General features: G+C 67.4%; 18 protein-coding genes and 1 tRNA gene. 5 read left to right on the top strand and 14 right to left on the bottom strand.

Translation table 11 applies throughout. The features are described 5' to 3' along the window. Nucleotides 1–15 precede the first annotated feature (15 nt). Together QSV35_RS06880 and QSV35_RS06875 are read right to left on the bottom strand one after the other, a co-directional pair. Complete coding sequence (locus tag QSV35_RS06880) at nucleotides 16–894, bottom strand: SAM-dependent methyltransferase (protein ID WP_286287924.1); 879 nt, start codon at nucleotides 892–894, stop codon at nucleotides 16–18. A gap of 97 nt (nucleotides 895–991) precedes the next feature. Further along, nucleotides 992–2017, bottom strand: a complete 1026-nt coding sequence (locus QSV35_RS06875) for an AraC family transcriptional regulator (RefSeq protein ID WP_286287923.1) — start codon at nucleotides 2015–2017, stop codon at nucleotides 992–994. Nucleotides 2018–2119: 102 nt separating this feature from the next. On the opposite strand from QSV35_RS06875, the gene QSV35_RS06870 reads away from it, so the two are divergent. Continuing rightward, on the top strand, nucleotides 2120–2710 hold the full coding sequence (locus tag QSV35_RS06870) for a hypothetical protein (protein WP_286287922.1): 591 nt from the start codon (nucleotides 2120–2122) through the stop codon (nucleotides 2708–2710). Nucleotides 2711–2888: 178 nt separating this feature from the next. On the opposite strand, the gene QSV35_RS06865 is transcribed toward QSV35_RS06870, so the two are convergent. Next, entirely contained in the window at nucleotides 2889–4343 is a 1455-nt protein-coding gene (locus QSV35_RS06865) for a DUF1254 domain-containing protein (protein ID WP_286287921.1), read from the bottom strand. 255 nt (nucleotides 4344–4598) lie between these two features. Here QSV35_RS06865 and QSV35_RS06860 point away from each other — a divergent pair, with 255 nt between their 5' ends. Both QSV35_RS06860 and ppsA read left to right on the top strand, forming a co-directional pair. Beyond that, on the top strand, nucleotides 4599–5423 hold the full coding sequence (locus QSV35_RS06860) for a pyruvate, water dikinase regulatory protein (protein ID WP_286287920.1): 825 nt from the start codon (nucleotides 4599–4601) through the stop codon (nucleotides 5421–5423). Between the two features lie 22 nt (nucleotides 5424–5445). Then, on the top strand, nucleotides 5446–7815 hold the full coding sequence (ppsA, locus tag QSV35_RS06855) for a phosphoenolpyruvate synthase (RefSeq protein ID WP_286287919.1): 2370 nt from the start codon (nucleotides 5446–5448) through the stop codon (nucleotides 7813–7815). A gap of 499 nt (nucleotides 7816–8314) precedes the next feature. Here ppsA and QSV35_RS06850 read toward each other — a convergent pair whose 3' ends face one another. Continuing rightward, nucleotides 8315–8662 carry a methyltransferase family protein gene (locus tag QSV35_RS06850; protein WP_286287918.1) on the bottom strand — a complete coding sequence of 116 codons (348 nt, stop codon included), beginning with the start codon at nucleotides 8660–8662 and terminating at the stop codon, nucleotides 8315–8317. A 179-nt stretch (nucleotides 8663–8841) separates the two neighbouring features. Continuing rightward, nucleotides 8842–10053: an MFS transporter gene (locus QSV35_RS06845; protein ID WP_286287917.1), complete on the bottom strand. Its 1212-nt coding sequence runs from the start codon at nucleotides 10051–10053 to the stop codon at nucleotides 8842–8844. Between the two features lie 87 nt (nucleotides 10054–10140). Here QSV35_RS06845 and QSV35_RS06840 point away from each other — a divergent pair, with 87 nt between their 5' ends. Further along, nucleotides 10141–11010: a LysR family transcriptional regulator gene (locus tag QSV35_RS06840; RefSeq protein ID WP_286287916.1), complete on the top strand. Its 870-nt coding sequence runs from the start codon at nucleotides 10141–10143 to the stop codon at nucleotides 11008–11010. Between the two features lie 555 nt (nucleotides 11011–11565). Here QSV35_RS06840 and QSV35_RS06835 read toward each other — a convergent pair. Beyond that, the gene (locus QSV35_RS06835) at nucleotides 11566–11829 is read right to left on the bottom strand and encodes a hypothetical protein (protein ID WP_286287915.1); all 264 of its coding nucleotides are present in this window, start codon (nucleotides 11827–11829) and stop codon (nucleotides 11566–11568) included. On the opposite strand from QSV35_RS06835, the gene QSV35_RS06830 reads away from it, so the two are divergent. After that, a complete protein-coding gene (locus QSV35_RS06830; RefSeq protein ID WP_286287914.1) occupies nucleotides 11828–12604 on the top strand; it encodes a hypothetical protein in 777 nt (258 codons plus the stop codon). The genes QSV35_RS06835 and QSV35_RS06830 overlap by 2 nt on opposite strands. A gap of 279 nt (nucleotides 12605–12883) precedes the next feature. Here QSV35_RS06830 and QSV35_RS06825 read toward each other — a convergent pair whose 3' ends face one another. From QSV35_RS06825 to QSV35_RS06790, 8 genes are all read right to left on the bottom strand, one after another. Then, on the bottom strand, nucleotides 12884–13135 hold the full coding sequence (locus QSV35_RS06825; RefSeq protein ID WP_286287913.1) for a hypothetical protein: 252 nt from the start codon (nucleotides 13133–13135) through the stop codon (nucleotides 12884–12886). A gap of 4 nt (nucleotides 13136–13139) precedes the next feature. Further along, nucleotides 13140–13982: a TIR domain-containing protein gene (locus QSV35_RS06820; protein ID WP_286287912.1), complete on the bottom strand. Its 843-nt coding sequence runs from the start codon at nucleotides 13980–13982 to the stop codon at nucleotides 13140–13142. After that, nucleotides 13975–14205 (bottom strand): sigma factor-like helix-turn-helix DNA-binding protein, encoded by a 231-nt coding sequence (locus tag QSV35_RS06815; protein ID WP_286287911.1) that lies wholly within the window; start codon nucleotides 14203–14205, stop codon nucleotides 13975–13977. Before QSV35_RS06815 ends, QSV35_RS06820 begins: the two co-directional genes overlap by 8 nt. Continuing rightward, nucleotides 14195–14431: a hypothetical protein gene (locus QSV35_RS06810; protein ID WP_286287910.1), complete on the bottom strand. Its 237-nt coding sequence runs from the start codon at nucleotides 14429–14431 to the stop codon at nucleotides 14195–14197. The genes QSV35_RS06815 and QSV35_RS06810 overlap by 11 nt, the downstream gene beginning before the upstream one ends. Before the next feature lie 545 nt (nucleotides 14432–14976). Further along, the gene (locus QSV35_RS06805; RefSeq protein ID WP_286287909.1) at nucleotides 14977–15711 is read right to left on the bottom strand and encodes a hypothetical protein; all 735 of its coding nucleotides are present in this window, start codon (nucleotides 15709–15711) and stop codon (nucleotides 14977–14979) included. Nucleotides 15712–15838: 127 nt separating this feature from the next. Next, nucleotides 15839–15911: transfer RNA gene (locus QSV35_RS06800), tRNA-Met, on the bottom strand. Between the two features lie 11 nt (nucleotides 15912–15922). After that, nucleotides 15923–16282 (bottom strand): Asp23/Gls24 family envelope stress response protein, encoded by a 360-nt coding sequence (locus QSV35_RS06795; protein ID WP_286287908.1) that lies wholly within the window; start codon nucleotides 16280–16282, stop codon nucleotides 15923–15925. Continuing rightward, nucleotides 16279–17829 carry a PspC domain-containing protein gene (locus QSV35_RS06790; RefSeq protein ID WP_286287907.1) on the bottom strand — a complete coding sequence of 517 codons (1551 nt, stop codon included), beginning with the start codon at nucleotides 17827–17829 and terminating at the stop codon, nucleotides 16279–16281. Before QSV35_RS06790 ends, QSV35_RS06795 begins: the two co-directional genes overlap by 4 nt. Nucleotides 17830–17939: the final 110 nt, after the last annotated feature.

The raw sequence follows: 17939 nt of genomic DNA, 5'->3' as shown, positions 1-17939 counted from the left end.
TCCGCGTTCCCGACCTCAGGCGGCCGGTCGCCGCGCGATCACGAATCCGCCGCGCTGGGAGGGACCGGAGGATGCTTCGGGATCGGCGCCGGGTTCCCGCTCCGGTGTGAGCGGCCGCGCGTAGCGCTGCTCGAGATCGGCGACCGAGACCTCCTCGACCAGCCAGCCCGCGTGACGCAGGATCTCGGCGGGGTCGGGCGGATCGGTGCGCGCGAGCAGCTCGTCGAACGGGATGCCGGTCGCGAGCGAGAGCGTCTCGAGCCGTTCGCGCGTCTCGGGGGTGTCGGTCAGCGCGGGCGCTCGTTCGATGACGGCACGGGATCCCGGGCCGGACAGCGCGAGCACGTCATCCAGGACCCCCGCCTGGTCGTGCGCGGTGAGGTAGGGGAGGAGACCTTCGAGCACCCAGTGCGTCGGGAGATCGGGGCGCAGGCCCGCGGCGACGACGGCGGACGCCCACGGCCCGGTGACGTCCGCGGGGATCGGGATGCGGGTGGCCGCAGTGGGGATGCCGCTCATGGCGCCCTCGACGAAGGCGACGACATCGGCGGAATCGAGCTCGAACACGGTCGTCCCGTCGGGCCAGTCGAGGCGCCACGCGCGGGTGTCGAGGCCGCTGCCGAGGACGGCGACCTGCGCCGCGGCCCTGGCGCGTAACTCGTCGTCGATGAACCGGGTGCGCAGGCCGATGTAGGCGGCGCCGAGCAGCATCGACTCCTCGACCGGGCTGACCTCCCCCGTCGGCCAGCTCTTGGGGAAGGGAACCGCCACCCCGGAGGCTTCGACCAGCGCCGCGGCGTACGGGTCATCGACCAAGCGGTCGGGGCGGTCGGACTCGAGGGCGCGGGCCGCGGCGACGGCCACCGCGGTGACGCCTACTCCTGCAACGGGCATGCGTCCCATCCTGGCCCGCGGGTTCCGTGGGGCGTGGCCGTCTTCGCTCGCAGCGCAACCGCCTCGGCTGACGCAGCCAGCCGTCCGCCGACGGCGGTCAGCCGAGAGGCGCGGGGCTCCCGGTCGCACGAGCGTCCCGTCGCACCTGGGACGGTGTCGCCCCGAACCAGCGCCGGCAGGCGCGGGTCAGGGCGCTCTGTTCGCTCAGCGCCAGCTGCCCGGCCAGCTGGCTGAGGGGCATGTCCGTGTCGCGGAGGTATCGCTCCGCCTCTTCCCGCCTGACCTCGTCGACGAGCTCGGCGAAGCTCGTGCCCTGCGCGGCCAGCTGCCGTTGCAGTGCGCGACGATGCTGGGCCAGCTGCGCCGCGACGAGATCCAGATCCAGCGCGCCCGTCGGCAGGGTCCGCCGGATCAGCTTCACCACCTCGTCCACCGTGGTGGAGGAGGTCGGGATCACGATCGTGTTCAGGTAGTCCTGCACGACCGCGTGCACGGCGCTGTCGGACTTCAGCGGCCGGTGCAGCATCCCTTCGGGGATCAGGATGGCGTACCGGGATGCGGAGAACTCGACCGGACAGCCGAAGTACCTGATGTAGTCGGATCGATCGACGAGCGCCTCGTGCCGCAACTGCACCGAGAGCGGGAGGAAGTCGTCGCCGGCGAGCAGCCGGAACACCTCGCAGCTGACGCCGAGCGCGAGTTCCGCGGATTGGCGGTGAGCCGGCGGATGGCTCACCAGCAGGCGCCACTCGAACGTGGCCGTGGATTCCCCCGGTCCGGGACGGACCCCGACGCCGATCGCGGGACTGTAGACGGCGAAGTACTTCTCGATCGCCTGCAGCGCTTCGCCGACGGTCGGCGCCGTACGCGCGGCCACGCCGACCGGGCCCAGGATCTCGAGCCCCTGGCGGGCGCCGAGCCGTCGCCCGAAGTCCCCGGCTCCGGTGGCCACGGCGGCGGCCTCGAGGACCGCCACGACGCTGCGGTAGTTCACGAACGTGTCGTGGTCTCCGACGGCCTCGCGGCTCAGATGAGCGCGTGCGAGCAGTGCGTCCGGGTCTGCTCCGAGCTCCTCGACGAGCTCGATGAATCCGAACAGGGAGGTTCCCCGGATCAACGACATGTCATCCATGATCAAGATGTTGTCGCACAGGGTCAAGACCTGTCGGCGTCGGCTGAGGGAGGGTGGCAGGACTGTTCGCTCACCGACGAGAGACAAGGTCCCATGAGCCGTTTCGACATCACCCGCACCAACCTCGCCATCGATCGCCTGCTCGAGACGACCGAGAATCCCCGGCATCGCTGGCTGCTGCACGCGTATGCGCGTCACCGCAACCTCGAGATGGCCGGCCGCTGGCAGGAGATCTTCGACCCGGAGATGACCGTCGAGCATCCCGTGTACCACTTCAACGTCTATGGCATCAGCACCGTGCTCGACGGCGCCGAGGCGGTCAAGGCCGTGTATGACGAGTGGTCGCGCAGCAATCAGTGCATCTTCTACACGGATGACGAGAAGCTCGCCGTCGGCGACAACATGATCGTCTCCACCGCGACGATCTACCAGCAGACGCCCGGCATCGTCCTCGTCGAGGCCGGCGCGCCTGTCGACCCGGCCGCCCACTACCTCGTCGCCAACGTCGAGCACATGATCTGGCCCTACGACGACGAAGGCCGCCTCATCGGCGAGGACGTATGGGAGATCGACGAGTCGAAGCGGCGCATCATCCCGCTCGAGCCGCACGAGGTGCTCACCGTCGAGCAGTCGTCCGTGCTCCTCGACCCCCACATCGTCCCCCTCCAGGTGCGGTCCTTCTAAGGTCCGCACCGCGCGACGCCCCTTCGTCCTGCCTCCCCCCGGCCAGGACAAGGGGCGTCGTCGTGTGCGGGCGCTTCGTTGCGCCTGGGCGATCGTCCCACCTGTCGAGAGAGCCGGCCGGGACAGCGAGATGCCCGGCAGCCAGTGGCTGCCGGGCATCCCGTTCGTGCGTGAGGGCTCAGCCCACCGGCATGACGGCCGGCGCCTTCCATCCGGTGCCGCCGAGGATGCCCGGGATCTGGGCGCGGTCGGCGCCGTAGATCCGCCACAGAAGCTGGAACCCACCCGCGGGCGCGGGGAGCCAGTTCTGCGCCTGCAGCGGATCCGACGGCCGCGTGTTCTGGACGTACAGGTCGATCGATCCATCCGCGTTGCGGTGCAGATCCGTGCGGTCGTTGATCGCGTAGCGGTTGATCTCGTTGTTCACGACGAAGCCGGTGCTGTCGTACATCGTGACCGACCAGAAGCCCGTGGGGGGCGTGACCGGGGGGAGCCCGCCGGCGGGGATGTGGATGGTGTAGCTCTTCTGCCCGGTCAGCGGCTGCCCGGTCCGGTCGAGCAGCGCCAGCGGATAGACCGACTGCTCAGGCCGCAGGGCACCCAGCCCCACCTGGGTGACGACGGCGCGAAGCCCGTAGTCGGTGCCGTACGTACCGGTCGGTGTGACGAAATAGCCGTTGAAGCGCGTGAAGTTCTTCGCGTACATCCCGTGGGCGTCCGCGAGGACGGCAGCAGGCCCGTCGGCGACCGCCGCCGTCATGCCGGCGACCGTCTCCGGGTCGAGCGACGCGTCCGTCGACGGGTGCATGCCCGGGCCGACGCCGATGCCGGCGAGCTCGTCCAGCATCGGCTGGTCGGCGGCGGGCGGCGGGAACTCGGCGAGAAGGGTCCCGAGTTTGTCGTAGAAGGCCATGCCCTTGGGGAGCCCGGGATCGTCGATCGTGGTGTCCGGGTGGGCGGGCACCGGGGCCGTCCAGTTCTTGCGCGGGTACTGGCTGAGCGGAACGACCGTGATCTCGTCCTGGATCTTGTTGACCTCCTTGATGTCCTTCGCGCTGTTGTTGTCGGCGTAGACGCGCTCGATGATCCACACCCGGTCGTAGGGGGAGACGATGCGCGTCACGTGCTTCGGCAGCGGGAGGTCGGCATCCTGCGGCCCGACGACCGCGTAGTCGCCGGGAGGCGTCTTGTCGACCGAACCGAGGTTCGCGAAGTTCTCCGTGTACGGGCTCATGAGCGGCACGACGAAGTAGCGGTCCTTGATCTTCGGGATGTGGATGATCTGCGGTTCCTTGCTCAGATCGAGCCAGCCGATCGAGTACAGCGTGTCGAGGTTGGGCGCGACGACCGAGCGATCCTGCGGCTGCACGAACTGGCGGATCGGGTTCAGGTGATTCACCGGGCCGAAGCCTCGGCCGTTGGGGATGTCGATGCTCGTCTGGTTCACGTACGTCTTGTCCGTGGTCACGAGCGGCAGGCCGTAGCGATACGCGTCGAGCCCGAGTCGGTAGCCGCGGTCGTATGCGGACTCGTCCGCCGAGGCGGGTTGGAGCCCGACCCCGACGAGCGTTGCGGTCAGCACTGCGGTGGCGGCGGCCGTGGCGCCGAGTCTTCGAGGATTCCAGCGACCCATGCGATCAGTCCTTTCGGGGGAGTCGGCCTCGTCGGCGTTGACGGGGCCCGCCGATGAGCCTGCCGTGGACGGAGGATCGCTGTCTTGACCTGGGGTGCCCTGTTCTTTACTTCGTGCGACATCGCGGCCGAGAGCGGCTCGCCCGGGGTGGACCGGCGCAAGCTCCGTCGCATCTGGCCACAGCGGAAAGAATGCGGAAAGCTTCAGTCTGAATCTGCGTCAAGGACCCCGCGACTATCTGAAGGATGGGAATCGATGAGCGAACCCCAGGCCGCCGCCCGCGCAGCGTACTTCGTCTCGGACAGCACCGGGATCACGGCGGAGACGCTGGGCAACGCGCTGCTCGCGAACTTCCCCGGCATCCGGTTCCTGCGGCACACGATCCCCTTCGTGGACACGGCCGAGGGGGCGCGCAACGTCGTCTCCGACATCGATCGGGCGGCGGATGCGGGGCTCGCCCCGCTCGTGTTCACCACGGTCAAGCAGCCGGTGCTGCGCCGCATCCTGTCCGAGGCCTCGGCCGTCCTCATCGACCTGCTGGGCGGCCACCTCACGGAGGTCGAGCAGGCGCTCGGCACAACCGCGTCGGAGCAGATGGGGCAGTACCACGGCGTCGGCGACATGACGCGGTACCTGGAGCGGATGCGGGCGGTCGAGTTCGCGATCGAGCACGACGACGGCCAGAGCTCCCGTGCCCTCGACCAGGCCGACGTCATCATCATCGCGCCGTCCCGGTGCGGCAAGACCCCGACCACGATGTACCTGGCGCTGCAGTACGGCCTGCTGGTGGCCAACTACCCGCTGACCGACGACGACTTCCCCGCCGAGGGCCTGCCGCGTCCCGTCGCGAAGTACCGCGAGCGGTGCTTCGGGCTGACCTCGACCCCGCTGCGGCTCAGCCAGGTCCGCACCGAGCGGCGGCCCGCATCCCGCTACGCCAGCCTCGAGCAGTGCACGCGCGAGCTCCGCCGTGCCGAAGACCTATACCGGCGCAACCACGTGCCGTTCCTGAATTCCTCGACGAAAAGCGTCGAGGAGATGTCCGCGGTCATCATGCAGACACTCCAGCTGCGTGCCTGACCCTGAACGTGAGGTGATCCCCATGAGCAGCATCCTCTGGTTCCACGAGATCGGCATGGCCGATCTTCCGCAGGTCGGCGGCAAGAACGCGTCGCTCGGCGAGATGGTGTCGAACCTGTCCGGCGCGGGCGTGCGCGTGCCGGGCGGATTCGCGACCACCGCCGACGCGTTCCGCGAGTTCCTCGCGGTGGACGGGCTGGGCGACCGCATCCAGTCCGCCGTTTCGGAGATCGACATCGACGACGTGACGCAGCTCGCCCGGGTCGGCGCGCAGGTGCGCGAGTGGATCGAGAAGCAGCCGTTCCCCGAGGCGCTCGAGCGCGACATCCGCGTCGCTTTCGCGACGCTCATCGCCGAGGACCCGGATCCGGATGCCGTGACCTGGGCGGTGCGGTCCTCGGCGACCGCCGAGGACCTTCCCGACGCGTCGTTCGCCGGCCAGCAGGAGACGTTCCTCAACATCGGCGGGATCGACAACGTGCTGCACGCCGTGCGGCTCGTGTTCGCATCCCTCTACAACGACCGCGCGATCGCCTACCGCGTGCACCATGGCTTCGACCACCACGACGTGGCTCTGTCCGCGGGCGTGCAGCGGATGGTGCGCTCCGACATCGGCGCCTCCGGCGTCATGTTCACGGTCGACACCGAGTCGGGCTTCGACGGCACGGTGTTCGTGACGAGCTCGTACGGGCTCGGCGAGGCGGTCGTGCAGGGCGCGGTGAACCCGGACGAGTTCTACGTCTACAAGACGGCGCTGCGCGAAGGGCGCCCGGCGATCCTGAAGCGCCAGGTGGGGGAGAAGGCCATCGCGATGCGGTACACCGGCGGCGTGCACGTCGGCGGGTCGATCGCGTTCGCCGACGTTCCGGCCGCGGACCGACGCCGGTTCAGCATCACGGATGCCGAGGTCGAGGAGCTCGCCCGCCACGCGCTCGTGATCGAGGAGCACTACGGTCGCCCGATGGACATCGAGTGGGGACGCGACGGCGTCGACGGCAAGCTCTACATCCTGCAGGCGCGTCCGGAGACGGTCGTCTCCCGCGAGGACGGCGCGGTGATGCGCCGGTTCGTGCTGCGCGAGCGGTCGGAGGTGCTCGCCACCGGGCGTGCGATCGGGCAGAAGATCGGCGCGGGGTCGGTTCGCGTGCTCAGCGACATCGCCCAGATGGACCAGTTTCAGGCCGGCGACGTCCTCGTCGCGGACATGACCGACCCCGACTGGGAGCCGATCATGAAGCGCGCCGCGGCGATCATCACCAACCGCGGCGGCCGCACGTGCCACGCGGCGATCATCGCGCGGGAGCTCGGCATCCCCGCCGTCGTCGGAACGGGGGATGCCACACGCTCGCTCGTCGAGGGCGCGTCGGTGACGGTGTCCTGTGCCGAGGGCGACGACGGGCTCGTGTACAGCGGCGCCCTCGCCTTCGACGAGGAGGAGACACGGCTCGACGCGATGCCGGAGCTCCCGGTGAAGGTCATGATGAACGTCGGGACGCCCGACCAGGCGTTCTCGTTCGCCAAGCTCCCGAACCGCGGGGTGGGGCTCGCGCGCCTCGAGTTCGTGATCAACCGGCAGATCGGCATCCACCCCCGTGCCCTGCTCGAGCACGACGAGCTGCCCGACGACCTGCGCGCGCAGATCGACGAGCGGATCGCCGCCTACCCGTCGCCGCGCGAGTTCTTCGTGCGTCGCGTCGCGGAGGGCGTGTCGACGATCGCCGCCGCGTTCGCGCCGGAGCCGGTGATCGTGCGGATGAGCGACTTCAAGTCGAACGAGTACGCCAACCTTCTCGGCGGCGAGCGCTACGAGCCGCACGAGGAGAACCCGATGATCGGATGGCGCGGCGCATCCCGCTACGTGTCGCCCGAGTTCCGGGACTGCTTCGACCTCGAGTGCGAGGCACTGCGGTTCGTGCGCGACGAGATGGGGCTGACGAACGTCAAGATCATGATCCCGTTCGTGCGGACGGTCGCCGAGGGGCAGGCCGTCGTCGACCTGCTCGCGGAGAACGGGCTGGTCCGCGGCGAGAACGGCCTCGAGGTCGTCATGATGTGCGAGGTGCCGTCGAACGCGCTGCTGGCGGATGAGTTCCTCGACGTCTTCGACGGCTTCTCGATCGGCTCCAACGACATGACGCAGCTGACGCTCGGGCTCGACCGCGACTCCGCGCTGGTGGCCGCGACGTTCGACGAGCGGGATCCCGCAGTCAAGAAGATGCTCGCGATGGCGATCGAGGCGTGCAAGCGCCGCGGCAAGTACGTCGGCATCTGCGGGCAGGGTCCGTCAGACCACCCCGACCTCGCCGACTGGCTCCTCGACCAGGGGATCGAGTCGATGTCGCTCAACCCCGACACCGTCGTGGAGACGTGGATGCGGCTCGCCGCGCGCTGAGCGGGTTATCCGGGGCGGCCTGCGCGGTCGCCCCGGGCGTCTCTAGCCGCTTCGGTATCGGCACGCCGGTTCCGGACCGTTTGGCATTCCGGATAAGATGTGTCGAGCTTTTGCGCCCGCGTGCCGTATCGAGTCCCCAGCTCGAGAGATGGCCCATTCCCCAGATGGTGCCGTGCCGCCTGCGTGCAGAGCTCTGGTGGGTGCCGTGAGAATTTCGTTCCCAAACGCTGCTCGCGGCACCCACCGCCTTCGATCCTTCGCAGTGGCGAAGGGGACGATAGGTACCGCCTCGATGAGACGCCCCAGACGTCCATCGGTCTTCGGTTCCTGAACACCACGCCCCCAGAGCGTGTGCGACTTCAATCTAGCGAGAACATGTCCTCAAGCTGGACACTCGTCCCGCTTCTGTCAGCAAATCATCAGTTTGTCTGCTCGATCGTGCTCGGACGGTCGCGTTTCCGGTCAAAAGGTGTCCACGGCGTCGCCGGCGGCCACATGACTACAGCCACCGGCGCACGCGCCGGGCGTACTCGTCATAGTCGGCGCCGAACTGCTCGTGGAGGAACCTCTCTTCGGGGAGGATCGATCCCCACAGCGTGAGCAGGACGGCGACCGGGAACAGCACGAGTCCCCAGAACGTCGGGATGAGGAGGGCCAGTCCGAGGTAGAGCGCGAGCAGGCCGACGTACAGCGGGTTGCGGGAGACCCGGTACGGCCCCGTCTGGACGATCGTGGTCGTCGGCTGCCCCGGCATGAGGCCGGTCCCGTGGCGGGCGAAGAGGAACAGCGCCCATCCGTTCCACACGACGAACAGCACGACCAGCGCCCCGCCGAGGGAATCCGCCACTCGCCGAGGTCGAGCGGATCACCCCAGATCCCCGTGGCCAGCCAGCCCGCGAGAAAGGGCACGCCCATCGCGACCGGCGGCCAGAGCCGGTAGGCGACAGCATCCTTGCCGCGGACCATGTCTCCAGTGTCTCGCCGTCCAGCGCGATCGGGTCGATTCTCGGCGAGGGACCCGTTGCGTCAGCGACGGAGCATCCGAGAGCCGCCAACGACCACGAGCACGATCGCGAGGGCGGACAGGCCGACGAGCACGGCGACTGCAGGCCAGACGGCGAGGGCGGCGGCGGTGAGCAGTGGCGGCACCGTCATCCCCGCATAGGCGATGAGGAAGATGCCCGCGAGCGCTTCGCCCCGGCGCTCCGGCGCGGCCACGGATGCGGTCGTCGCCAGAGCCCCGCGGAACAGGATGCCGATGCCCGCACCGGCGACTCCGCCTCCGAGGAGGAAGAGCGCCAGTGAGTCGGTGAGGGCGCTGAGGCCGACTCCCACGAGCCCGATCGCGGCGAGCGCGACGGCGAGGCCGATCTGTGGACGCATCCGAACGCGTGCGGTGAGGACCTGGGCGGCTGCCGCGGCCATGAACACGATGAACGGCGCGAGGCCGGCGAGGAGATGGGAGTGCTCGCCGAGGATGCCCACGAGGAAGGTCGAGGACAGTCCCGAGAAGGTGCCGAAGACCGCGAACGCTCCGAAGGCCGCCGTGGCCGCGGCCCAATACGCGCCCCGCGCCGTCGCGGGGACGGCGATCCGCTGCGGTCGGTAGCCGGGGCGCCGATCACGACGCTCGATCGTCTCGGGGACGAGTGCAAGGAGGATGCCCTCGACGATGAAGAGGACCCCGAAGAGAACGTAGGGGACGGCGAGCGGCTGGGATGTCGATGTCGCGATGAGGCCGGCGACGAGAGGTCCGAGGGCGATGCCGCCGAGGTTCGCGAAGGTCGAGACGATCGCGGGACGACCCGCCGTGTGGCCTGCCGCGATGCCGAGTTCGGAGAGATGCGCGGTCGCCGTGGCGGTGAGGATGCCGATGCCCAGTCCGCTGATGAAGCGGGCGACGATCAGGCCGGTGACGTCGTTCCAGAGCAGGAAGAGCATCGCGGCCAGCAGGTTGATCAGCACGGAGGCGAGGATGACGCGCCGGCGCCCCAGCCAGTCGGAGACGTGGCCTGCCAGATACAGACTCAGCATGACCCCGACGGCGTACGCCGCGAAGATCACCGTCAGGACGATCGTGGGAAAGCCGTCGCGCTGCTGGTAGATCGCGTACAGCGGGGTCGGGACGGCGCAGAACGCCATCTCGGTCAGGAAAACGAGCGCGAGGACCCAGAACCCGGCCGCGTGAGAGAAGCGTCGGGATGCAGGGGGCAGAATCAGCGTCGCAGTTGTCGTCATTCCTTCATGTTCGACGCGTCATGCCATCGTGTCCAACGCATACTCTGGATCAAGGTCATCGATGAAAGCGATGGAGATGGAGGCCGTATGGATACTCGACAGGTCGAATACGCGATCGCCGTCGCCGACGAGCTGAGCTTCACCCGGGCTGCGCAGCGGGTCTATGCCGGGCAGTCGACCGTCTCGGCCGGCATCCGGGCCCTGGAGCGAGAGCTCGGGACGGTCCTCTTCGAGCGCGACCAGCGGGGCGTGCGGATCACATCCGCCGGTGAGGCGGTGCTTCCGGCGCTGCGTGAGGTGCTCGAGGCTCAGGCCCGTGCCCGCACCGCCGCCGACCCCCGTGGCGAGCTGCGCGGCGAGCTGCGCATCGGCGTCTTCTCCAGCGTGAGCTCCCTCGCGCTGCCGCGCATCATCGGCGAGTTCCATCGCGAGCACCCTCTGGTCGACCTGCGGCTGCGCGCGGCGACCGGCGGCTCCGGGGAATTGGCGGAGGCGGTCCGGCGCGGTCGGCTCGACCTGAGCCTCTTCGGCCTTCCGGCATCCGCGGCCCCCGGCCTCGCCGTGCACCGCCTCGCGACGACGCCGTTCGCGGTCATCCTTCCGGCAGGCCACGAGCTGGCGCATCGCACCGAGGTCCGACTGCGTGACCTCGCGGACGAGCGCTTCGTCGACGCGCCGGTCGGCTTCGGAAACCGGGATGTCCTCGACGCCGCGCTGAGTGCGCGCGGCATCGTGCGCGATGTCCGTGCCGACGTGACCGAGACGAACGCGATCCCGCTCTTCGTGGCCGCCGGTCTCGGCATCGCGCTGCTTCCCGAGCTGATCATTCCATCGAGCGACGGGGTGGTCGTCGTCCCCTTGGCCGAGCGCATCGAATGGGAGTTCAACGTCATCAGCCGCACCTCGCGGGGCGAGGCGGCATCGGCCCTGATTGAGAAGCTGGTTGCGGCCTATTGAGGCGGAACGGATCGGTCTAGCGCGTGCGCGATTCCCGGGTGACGGCCTAGCTGCCGGCGCGATGGCGATCGAGGCGTGCAAGCGCGCGGCAAGTACGTCGGGACTGCGGGCAGCGGCCGTCCGACTACCCCGCCCAAGCAGATTGGCTCCTCGATCAGGGGATCGAGTCGATGTCACTGAGCCACGACACCGTCGTCGAGACGAGAAATGGATGCGGCTCGCCGCTCGCTGAGTGGGAGTCCGGGGCGGTCGTCGGTGGCCGTCCCGAATGACGGCGGGGCCGCGGTCTCCGTTGAAATGAAGTGGCAGTTGATCCCGCCCTCACCGTGCATTTCACCGTACGGATCATACGCACAGCGTTTGGCGGGCGAGAACACCCGGAGTTACGAAGGATGGGGAAGTGCGATGCAGGACCGCCTAACGTTCGTTCGCGCAGGATCTCACGTGAGCACACGCGGCGTGCGTCGTTTGGGGAGACCCGATGCCGGCCGCGACGCGTCGGAGATCTTCGCGGCTTGTTATTGAAGGGAAAGCCGCGCATATCGATCCACAACCTCATGCCGCTGCGGTCCATCGGAACGAGATCCGCGCCGCATCCTCCAGCATCTCCACAACCAAGGGCACGCCTTTGTCCTGTACGAGCGTCGGGTTGTTCTTCGTTGAGACGAAATAGTCCCTGGGCCCTCGGATCTGCCAGGCCTCTATCGATGTGAGTGCGACAGAGATGAGCTGTCGTGGTCGGCTGCCAACAAGCTCATGAAAAGCTATCCAGGGATTCAAGAGGTTCCAGCCGCCGATACGCAAGGTGAGGAAGTACATGAAGAAGCCACCCGATGGCTCCCTGGTGCCGGCCGATCTCGAGTATCTGGCGTCCTCCGAGCTTCCGGCAGGCGTGGCCTTGCGCGTTCCACCCGACCACGATCGATACGCCCCAGATAAGGCGAGTCCTGCCACGCTGAGCGGTGCCGCGTCACGCCGCCTAGCGGATATTGCGCGAGCTGAGCTGCCAGAAGCGGATAGCGCATTCGTCCGCCCAGATTGGTTGAACCAGCAGGCGATCCCGCGATTGCTGGTGTCGGCAAGATACGACGGACGCGACGCGTTTGGTGCGTCACGGATGCTGGCCAGACTCGACCTCGCGGCGCGCAGAGCTGGCGCGATGTATCGCCAAATCATGAACGGTGACGGCAAGAAGAAGGAGTGGCCGGAACCACTCCGCACCTACCAAGGTGGTCTGCACTTACTCGACGTCCGCCTCGGGTCAGTCGAAGTACTCAGTACGGTGTGGGGTGCGCTCGTTTCGGTCGCTACCAGCAGCCCCATTGCCGTCGCGGGTCTCATGTCGCTCGCATGGGACATCGGGCAGACGGGACGATATGTCGCCGCCCGTTGGCGGGCCGGTGCGCTCGTGCATCAAACCGACGCCAGGCCATCGTTCGATGCCTCTGGCGCGACAGAGCCATGGAGCACGAGTCAGACGCAGAACTTGATGCCTGTGATGAACAGCGCGATCGCTAACAACCAGGGCTTCGAGTACTCGCTCGACGGGCGTGAACTCCAAGTCAAGCTGACCGTACTGCCGAAGGACGACTAGCACACCATCGCGCGGACTGGTCTGGGCTTCGCGTCTGCTGCGCCAGAGCGAGCGTGGCGAGCATGTGACATGGCTCGTGGAAGTGCAATCCGACAGTTCTGCGAGGTTGCAGCTGAACCGCCCCCGGGTCAGGGACCAGTGGAACGCAGCACGGCATCTCAAAGATCGAGCGACAATCGCGGACGCCGACGTGCTCGCGAAGAGACCCGGGTCCCGCAAGAGCGGTTTGATCCGCTCATGTTCAACGAGGTCGTCCTCACCTGGGGCCCAGAAGATCACCTACTCGATCTTCTTGGGCGCGGGCTTCTTCTTTCCCTTGTTCTTCTCGCTGTAGATGTTCTGGCTAACGGAAGCGACGCTGATCCCGAGCATTGCTGCGATCTCTGCGCGCTTGAAGCCAACCAGCGAGAGCCGGTATGTCTTCTGTGCCTGCGTTGCGTCACCCATCCGGTCGAGCATGTCGAACGCCGCAATGCGATCCTGGATCGTTGCATTGCCGGCTGGAATGACCGCTTCTTCTTCCTCGCCCATTCTCCTATTTCTCGTCTTCCTCGGGCTCGAAGTTTCCAGCTTCGCGCCACTTGTCGGAGTCCATGTCCACCTGGCACTTCGCGTTCTTCAGCTTTGTCGCGAGTTCTCGCCGAGTTTCTATGGAGTTGTTGAGGTGGGTGATGTGGATCCCGCCCACGTCGGTGAATGGCTTGACGTCGCCGATCTGTGTGAGCACCGTCCGCTCCGGGTGGCTGCTCATCGCCATCCCTGCCTCAAAGAGAACATTGGGTCGCGCCTGTCCGGTGAGCTGCTTCTCGTGGGCAGGGTCGTTCTTCTTATGAAACTGGGGCTTGAGGCGAGCTTCGTCGTCGGGCGTGAGCAGCACCACAACCGCGACAGCCTTGGCGAAGAGGGCTTCCACAATCTGACGAACACTGGGGTTCGCGACCTTGGTCTGACTAATCCCTTGTGTCCAACTCATGGGCTTGAGATCGAGCGACTCAAGGAACTCGAACATAGCCTTCTTCGCGTCACTGTCGCGACCGTAGACGACCATCACGGTACGTCCTGGCTTCGACGGGCTTGTGCGGGTGGCTCGGCTTGCCGACGCAGACGCCGACACTGCGCGTGCCGGGCGCGCTGACGCAGCACCGGCCGATGGTGCTGCAGTTGGCTTACCGCGCTGCGCCCCCCGAAGCGTTACCCAGTCCGAGTCATCGACGTACTTGTTGATGTTGACCTTCTTCTCAACAGCGAGTGCCATCGAAGCTTCATCGCGGCTCAGGAGATCGGACTGCATCTTGGCATGCACGAGACGATCGACATGCCGCGCGGTGAACCCAGTCTTCTCTCGGATGAGGCGACGGATTGCGATTCCGTCAGCCATCGTTCGACTTGTCCGACTTGTCCGGCTTCTCGGCCTTCCTCTTCGCCATCGAGATGAACGATCGAACCGAGCCCTCAGAGGTGCCTAGCAGTCCGGCGATTTCCTTGTTGCTGAACCCTGCCGTTGCGAGGACAGCTGCAGCGGTTGACTTGTTCATGTCCTTGACGACGAGCACGGCCAGAAGGTTTGCCACCTTGTCGATGCCCGCTAGTTCATTTGCCACCGTTTGTTGCCGCCTTCCGCTTGGCCTGATTGAGTTGTACCCGCAGTGACTCGTCGTTCGAGCCGAGCATTGCGGCGGCATCGGCGCGAGGTAGACCCAGCGTCATCAAGAACTGAGCGCGCTTAACCATCGACGTGTCAGCGAGACCGGCGAGATGCATCGCCTGATATGCAAGCGACCGCGCGATGACGGCATCCCATGGCGTCTCGGTTTCAGCAGCAGCCATGAGGCCCCCTTCAGTCCAGGTGACATCAAGAATATGAGTATTCACCGGCATTTACTCCAAACTTGATGATTGATGATTTGGCGTGTCGCGCCATACACGGCCCGAGCGAGGGATTAGCCTCAGAGGCAGGGAAGGACCTAGTCGCAGCGCCTAGGGCGGTCGGACGAGTAGACCTTGATCGCAGCGTGTTATCCGTGAGTTCGTTTCAGACGAAGTGCACGAAGCGAGGTCTGTTCCGCGACCGGATCTGGGACGGGGAAGACACCGCCGCCTGGCTTCGGCACATCAGAACAGGCGGGAGCAGGCGCCTTGCGCTCCTCGTCGGCGACGACGCATCGTCCCCGGACATCCCAGCGCATCTCGCGGGATCGTTCGCTAATGGCGGTTACTGGGCGATTGTCAGCGATGGCCCGCTGCCTCGGATCTGGCACCAGCGCATGGTCGGTGCGGAATCAAGAGGACCCGAACCATCGCATGTGGAGCGTCGAGATGACCGGTCAGGCAATCTCCGCAGCAGCAAGGGATCGGACGAAAGGCAGGACGATTCAGCTCGGATGTTGGGCCCGGCGCGGTGGCGCCGTGGGCTCGTCGAAGTGCCCCCAGTGAACCTTTCCCGGGACAGGGGCGGCGTCCAGGCGTGCCACGAACGTGCGTAGGCGGTGCAGGAGAGCGCGTGCAAAGGTGACGTTGTCGGTCCGAGCTATTTCTTTTGCGCACGCGATCATCTGGTCGAGGTCCGTGCTGTCGAGTCCGCCCCAAGCCCTCGTGTATCGTGCCCCAGCTTCCCTGATGAGGCGGCCCGCTTCTCGAGAGCGCGCAGCCAGCGCGACGACCGAGTCGAAGATGTCGCCCGGAAACTGGTCACCGTACAGGGCACGGAGTTCGTTCTGGTCGTACCCGTCGAGGACCAGCCGGCGCAAGGACGCCGCGTCGACTGTCGCAGGCAGAGATTTCCAATGACCGCGACGCCAAGCGAGGACGAATACCACCCCGGCCAACGACACGTAGGTCGCGATCAGCAAAGCCCAACCGCCTGGACCCGCTGCCCGGCCGAGCCAGGGAGCCGCCGCTTCCAGCTTCCCGACACGACTGCTGGGCGCGGCCGTGCCGACAAGGATGAAGAATGTCAGGCACATCGACGCCGACACGAACGCCACGGCAGCCGCCAAGACCCACCACCCCGATCGCGGCCCACGCGCGGGCTGTCGCAGCCATGGGCGCCCCACCCCGACCACGAGAAACGGCATCGTCATCCCGATGGCACCGAGCAGGGCGAACACGGATTGGAATCCATTCAACCCGACCCCCAACGTCAACGAAGACGACCCGCACAAGGCGGTTCTCGCTCGCCGACATTCACATGATGCACGATGTCGGCTTAGTTGTGTTTACGTTGCCTGAATCTAGACGCGACGGCGGGAGTCGAACCCGCAGCGCAACCGGGTATGAACCGGTGCCCGGGACCGCCCGGACCGCCGCGATGCCTCCACGCTATTCGGAGCGACCGACATCCTCCGTAAGCGTGTCATGAGGTTTCTCGATGTTTCCGACGGTGTCATCGACAACCTCCACACCAGCCAGGGCGGACCGCCGCGCCGCCAGCCCCCGCTGCCGACGCCGCACCAAGGCGACGAGCCCGCCGATGAGCATCAGGCCGCCGATGACGAGGATGCTCCACATCGCGGCGGTGAACGGCGTCGTCTTCGCGTACAGCTCCGCGATCTGGTCGCGCCGCACCGGGTCGATGACGATCGACAGCGCCCACAGCGCGATCGCGAGGAAGACGATCCCCCAGATGATGGCTCCCCACCGGATGCGAGGGGTGGGCGCTGCGCCGGTCTGATCGCTCATTGTGCTGCTCCTGTCGAGGCCTTGTCGACGGTGATCATGATGTCCACGGGTCCGGTCACCTGCTGGATCCGCACGTGCTGCGTCGTGACGCCGGGGTGATCCGCGGCCGGGTTCGTGAACTCCCAGTGGTACGTGTTCCCGTTCGCATCCGTGGTCGCCGCCGGGATCGAGGAGCTGTTGACGAGCTCGCCGTTCTCCATGTCGATGCGCGAATACGCGACCGGACCGTTCTGGAGCTCCGCATCCAGCACCAGGCGCACGCCGGGCGGCACCTGGATGGAGGTCACGCCATACGTCTTGCGGAGCGAGATCGTCCCGGCCGTCTCGTCACCCGTGCCGAACGACAGGAGCTGGATGTTGGTGTACCCGAACGGCTGCGCGTACGCCATCGGTCGCGTGTCGGCGCTGATGTCGGCGCTCGGCCACAGCAGCTGCGACGACGTGGTGAACGGCATCACGATGAGGCCCAGAATGAGGGTCGCGCCGGTGAGGAGGGCGAGGATGCCGCTGCGCCTCCGCAGCGCTCCGGCCACCACCATCCCGATCGCCGAGATCACGGCGGCGACCAGCAGCCCTGCGCACAGCGCCGTGATCGTCCCGGAAGCGAGCATCGCGAGCGCCGCTCCGGCACCGCCGACGATCGCGGCCCCGAGGACGGCGAACACCGCGCCGGCGCTCGCACGGGGGTTGGCGCGTCGCCGCTCGTCCGCGCGGGCCTGTGCCTCGAGGGCGAACGCCCGGCCCTTCGCCTCGTTCTCCTGCCGCGCGAGGGCACGCGCCGCCTGATCCGCATCCGCCTGCTGCCGCCGCCAGGCGTCGTGCTGCTCACGCCATTGCTCGTGCTGCTCGCGCCAGGCCGAGACCTCGTCACCGACCGCCGCCGAAGCGGGCACGGGCGGAGCGATTCCGGATGCCGCGGCCGCTGCCGACCCGAACGGCGCGGCCGCGGCATCCCACCCCCCTTCGGAGGGACTCGGGGAGGCGACATCCGCGGAAGCCCGTCGCGGAGCCGCCTCGACCCGAGAGCCGTGCCTCGTGCGCAGGACGAGCCAGAGCACGAGGACGCCGACAGCGACCCAGAACAGGGTCGAGAAGAAGAGTCCGAACAGCCCGCTGACGCTGCCGGAGAAGGAGCCGATGGGCTGGAGGCCGAACACCGTCGACCACCCCCACGGGACGACCGGCACCATCGCGATGACCGCCATGATGACGATCGCGATGATCGCGGGGTCGAATCCGCCGCGGGCGAGCCGCTGCAGGACGATGCGGCCATCGGTCGCGGGCAGCAGGGCCCACGCGATCGCGTAGACGAGGAGCGCGGGGAAGCCGACCAGAGCCGCGACGACGAACACACCGCGGATGATCACCGGGTCGACCCCGAGCCGGGCGGCGATGCCTGCGCAGACGCCGCCGAGCCAGCCCTGCGAGCGCACGACGCCGAAGCCGCGGATCCACGCGAAGAATCGGCTGTCGGGCTGCGGGACGCCGGCCGGGCGCGGCGGGGGCGGACCCGGGTCGGTGACGGGCTGCGTCGTCGTATCGGTCATGAGTCCAGCCTGTCGGGCGCCGGATGCGGTCCGCTATGGGGTGGATCCCTGATCGATCCCTGATCTTGTGGACCAGCCCTCGGGGGACTCGTCCGACCGGTGGTTGTATG

This window comes from Microbacterium candidum, assembly GCF_030315975.1.
In the GTDB taxonomy this organism is placed as follows: domain Bacteria; phylum Actinomycetota; class Actinomycetes; order Actinomycetales; family Microbacteriaceae; genus Microbacterium; species Microbacterium candidum.
Note: the sequence above shows the minus strand (reverse complement) of the source record. Positions and strands in the feature narration are given on the sequence as shown.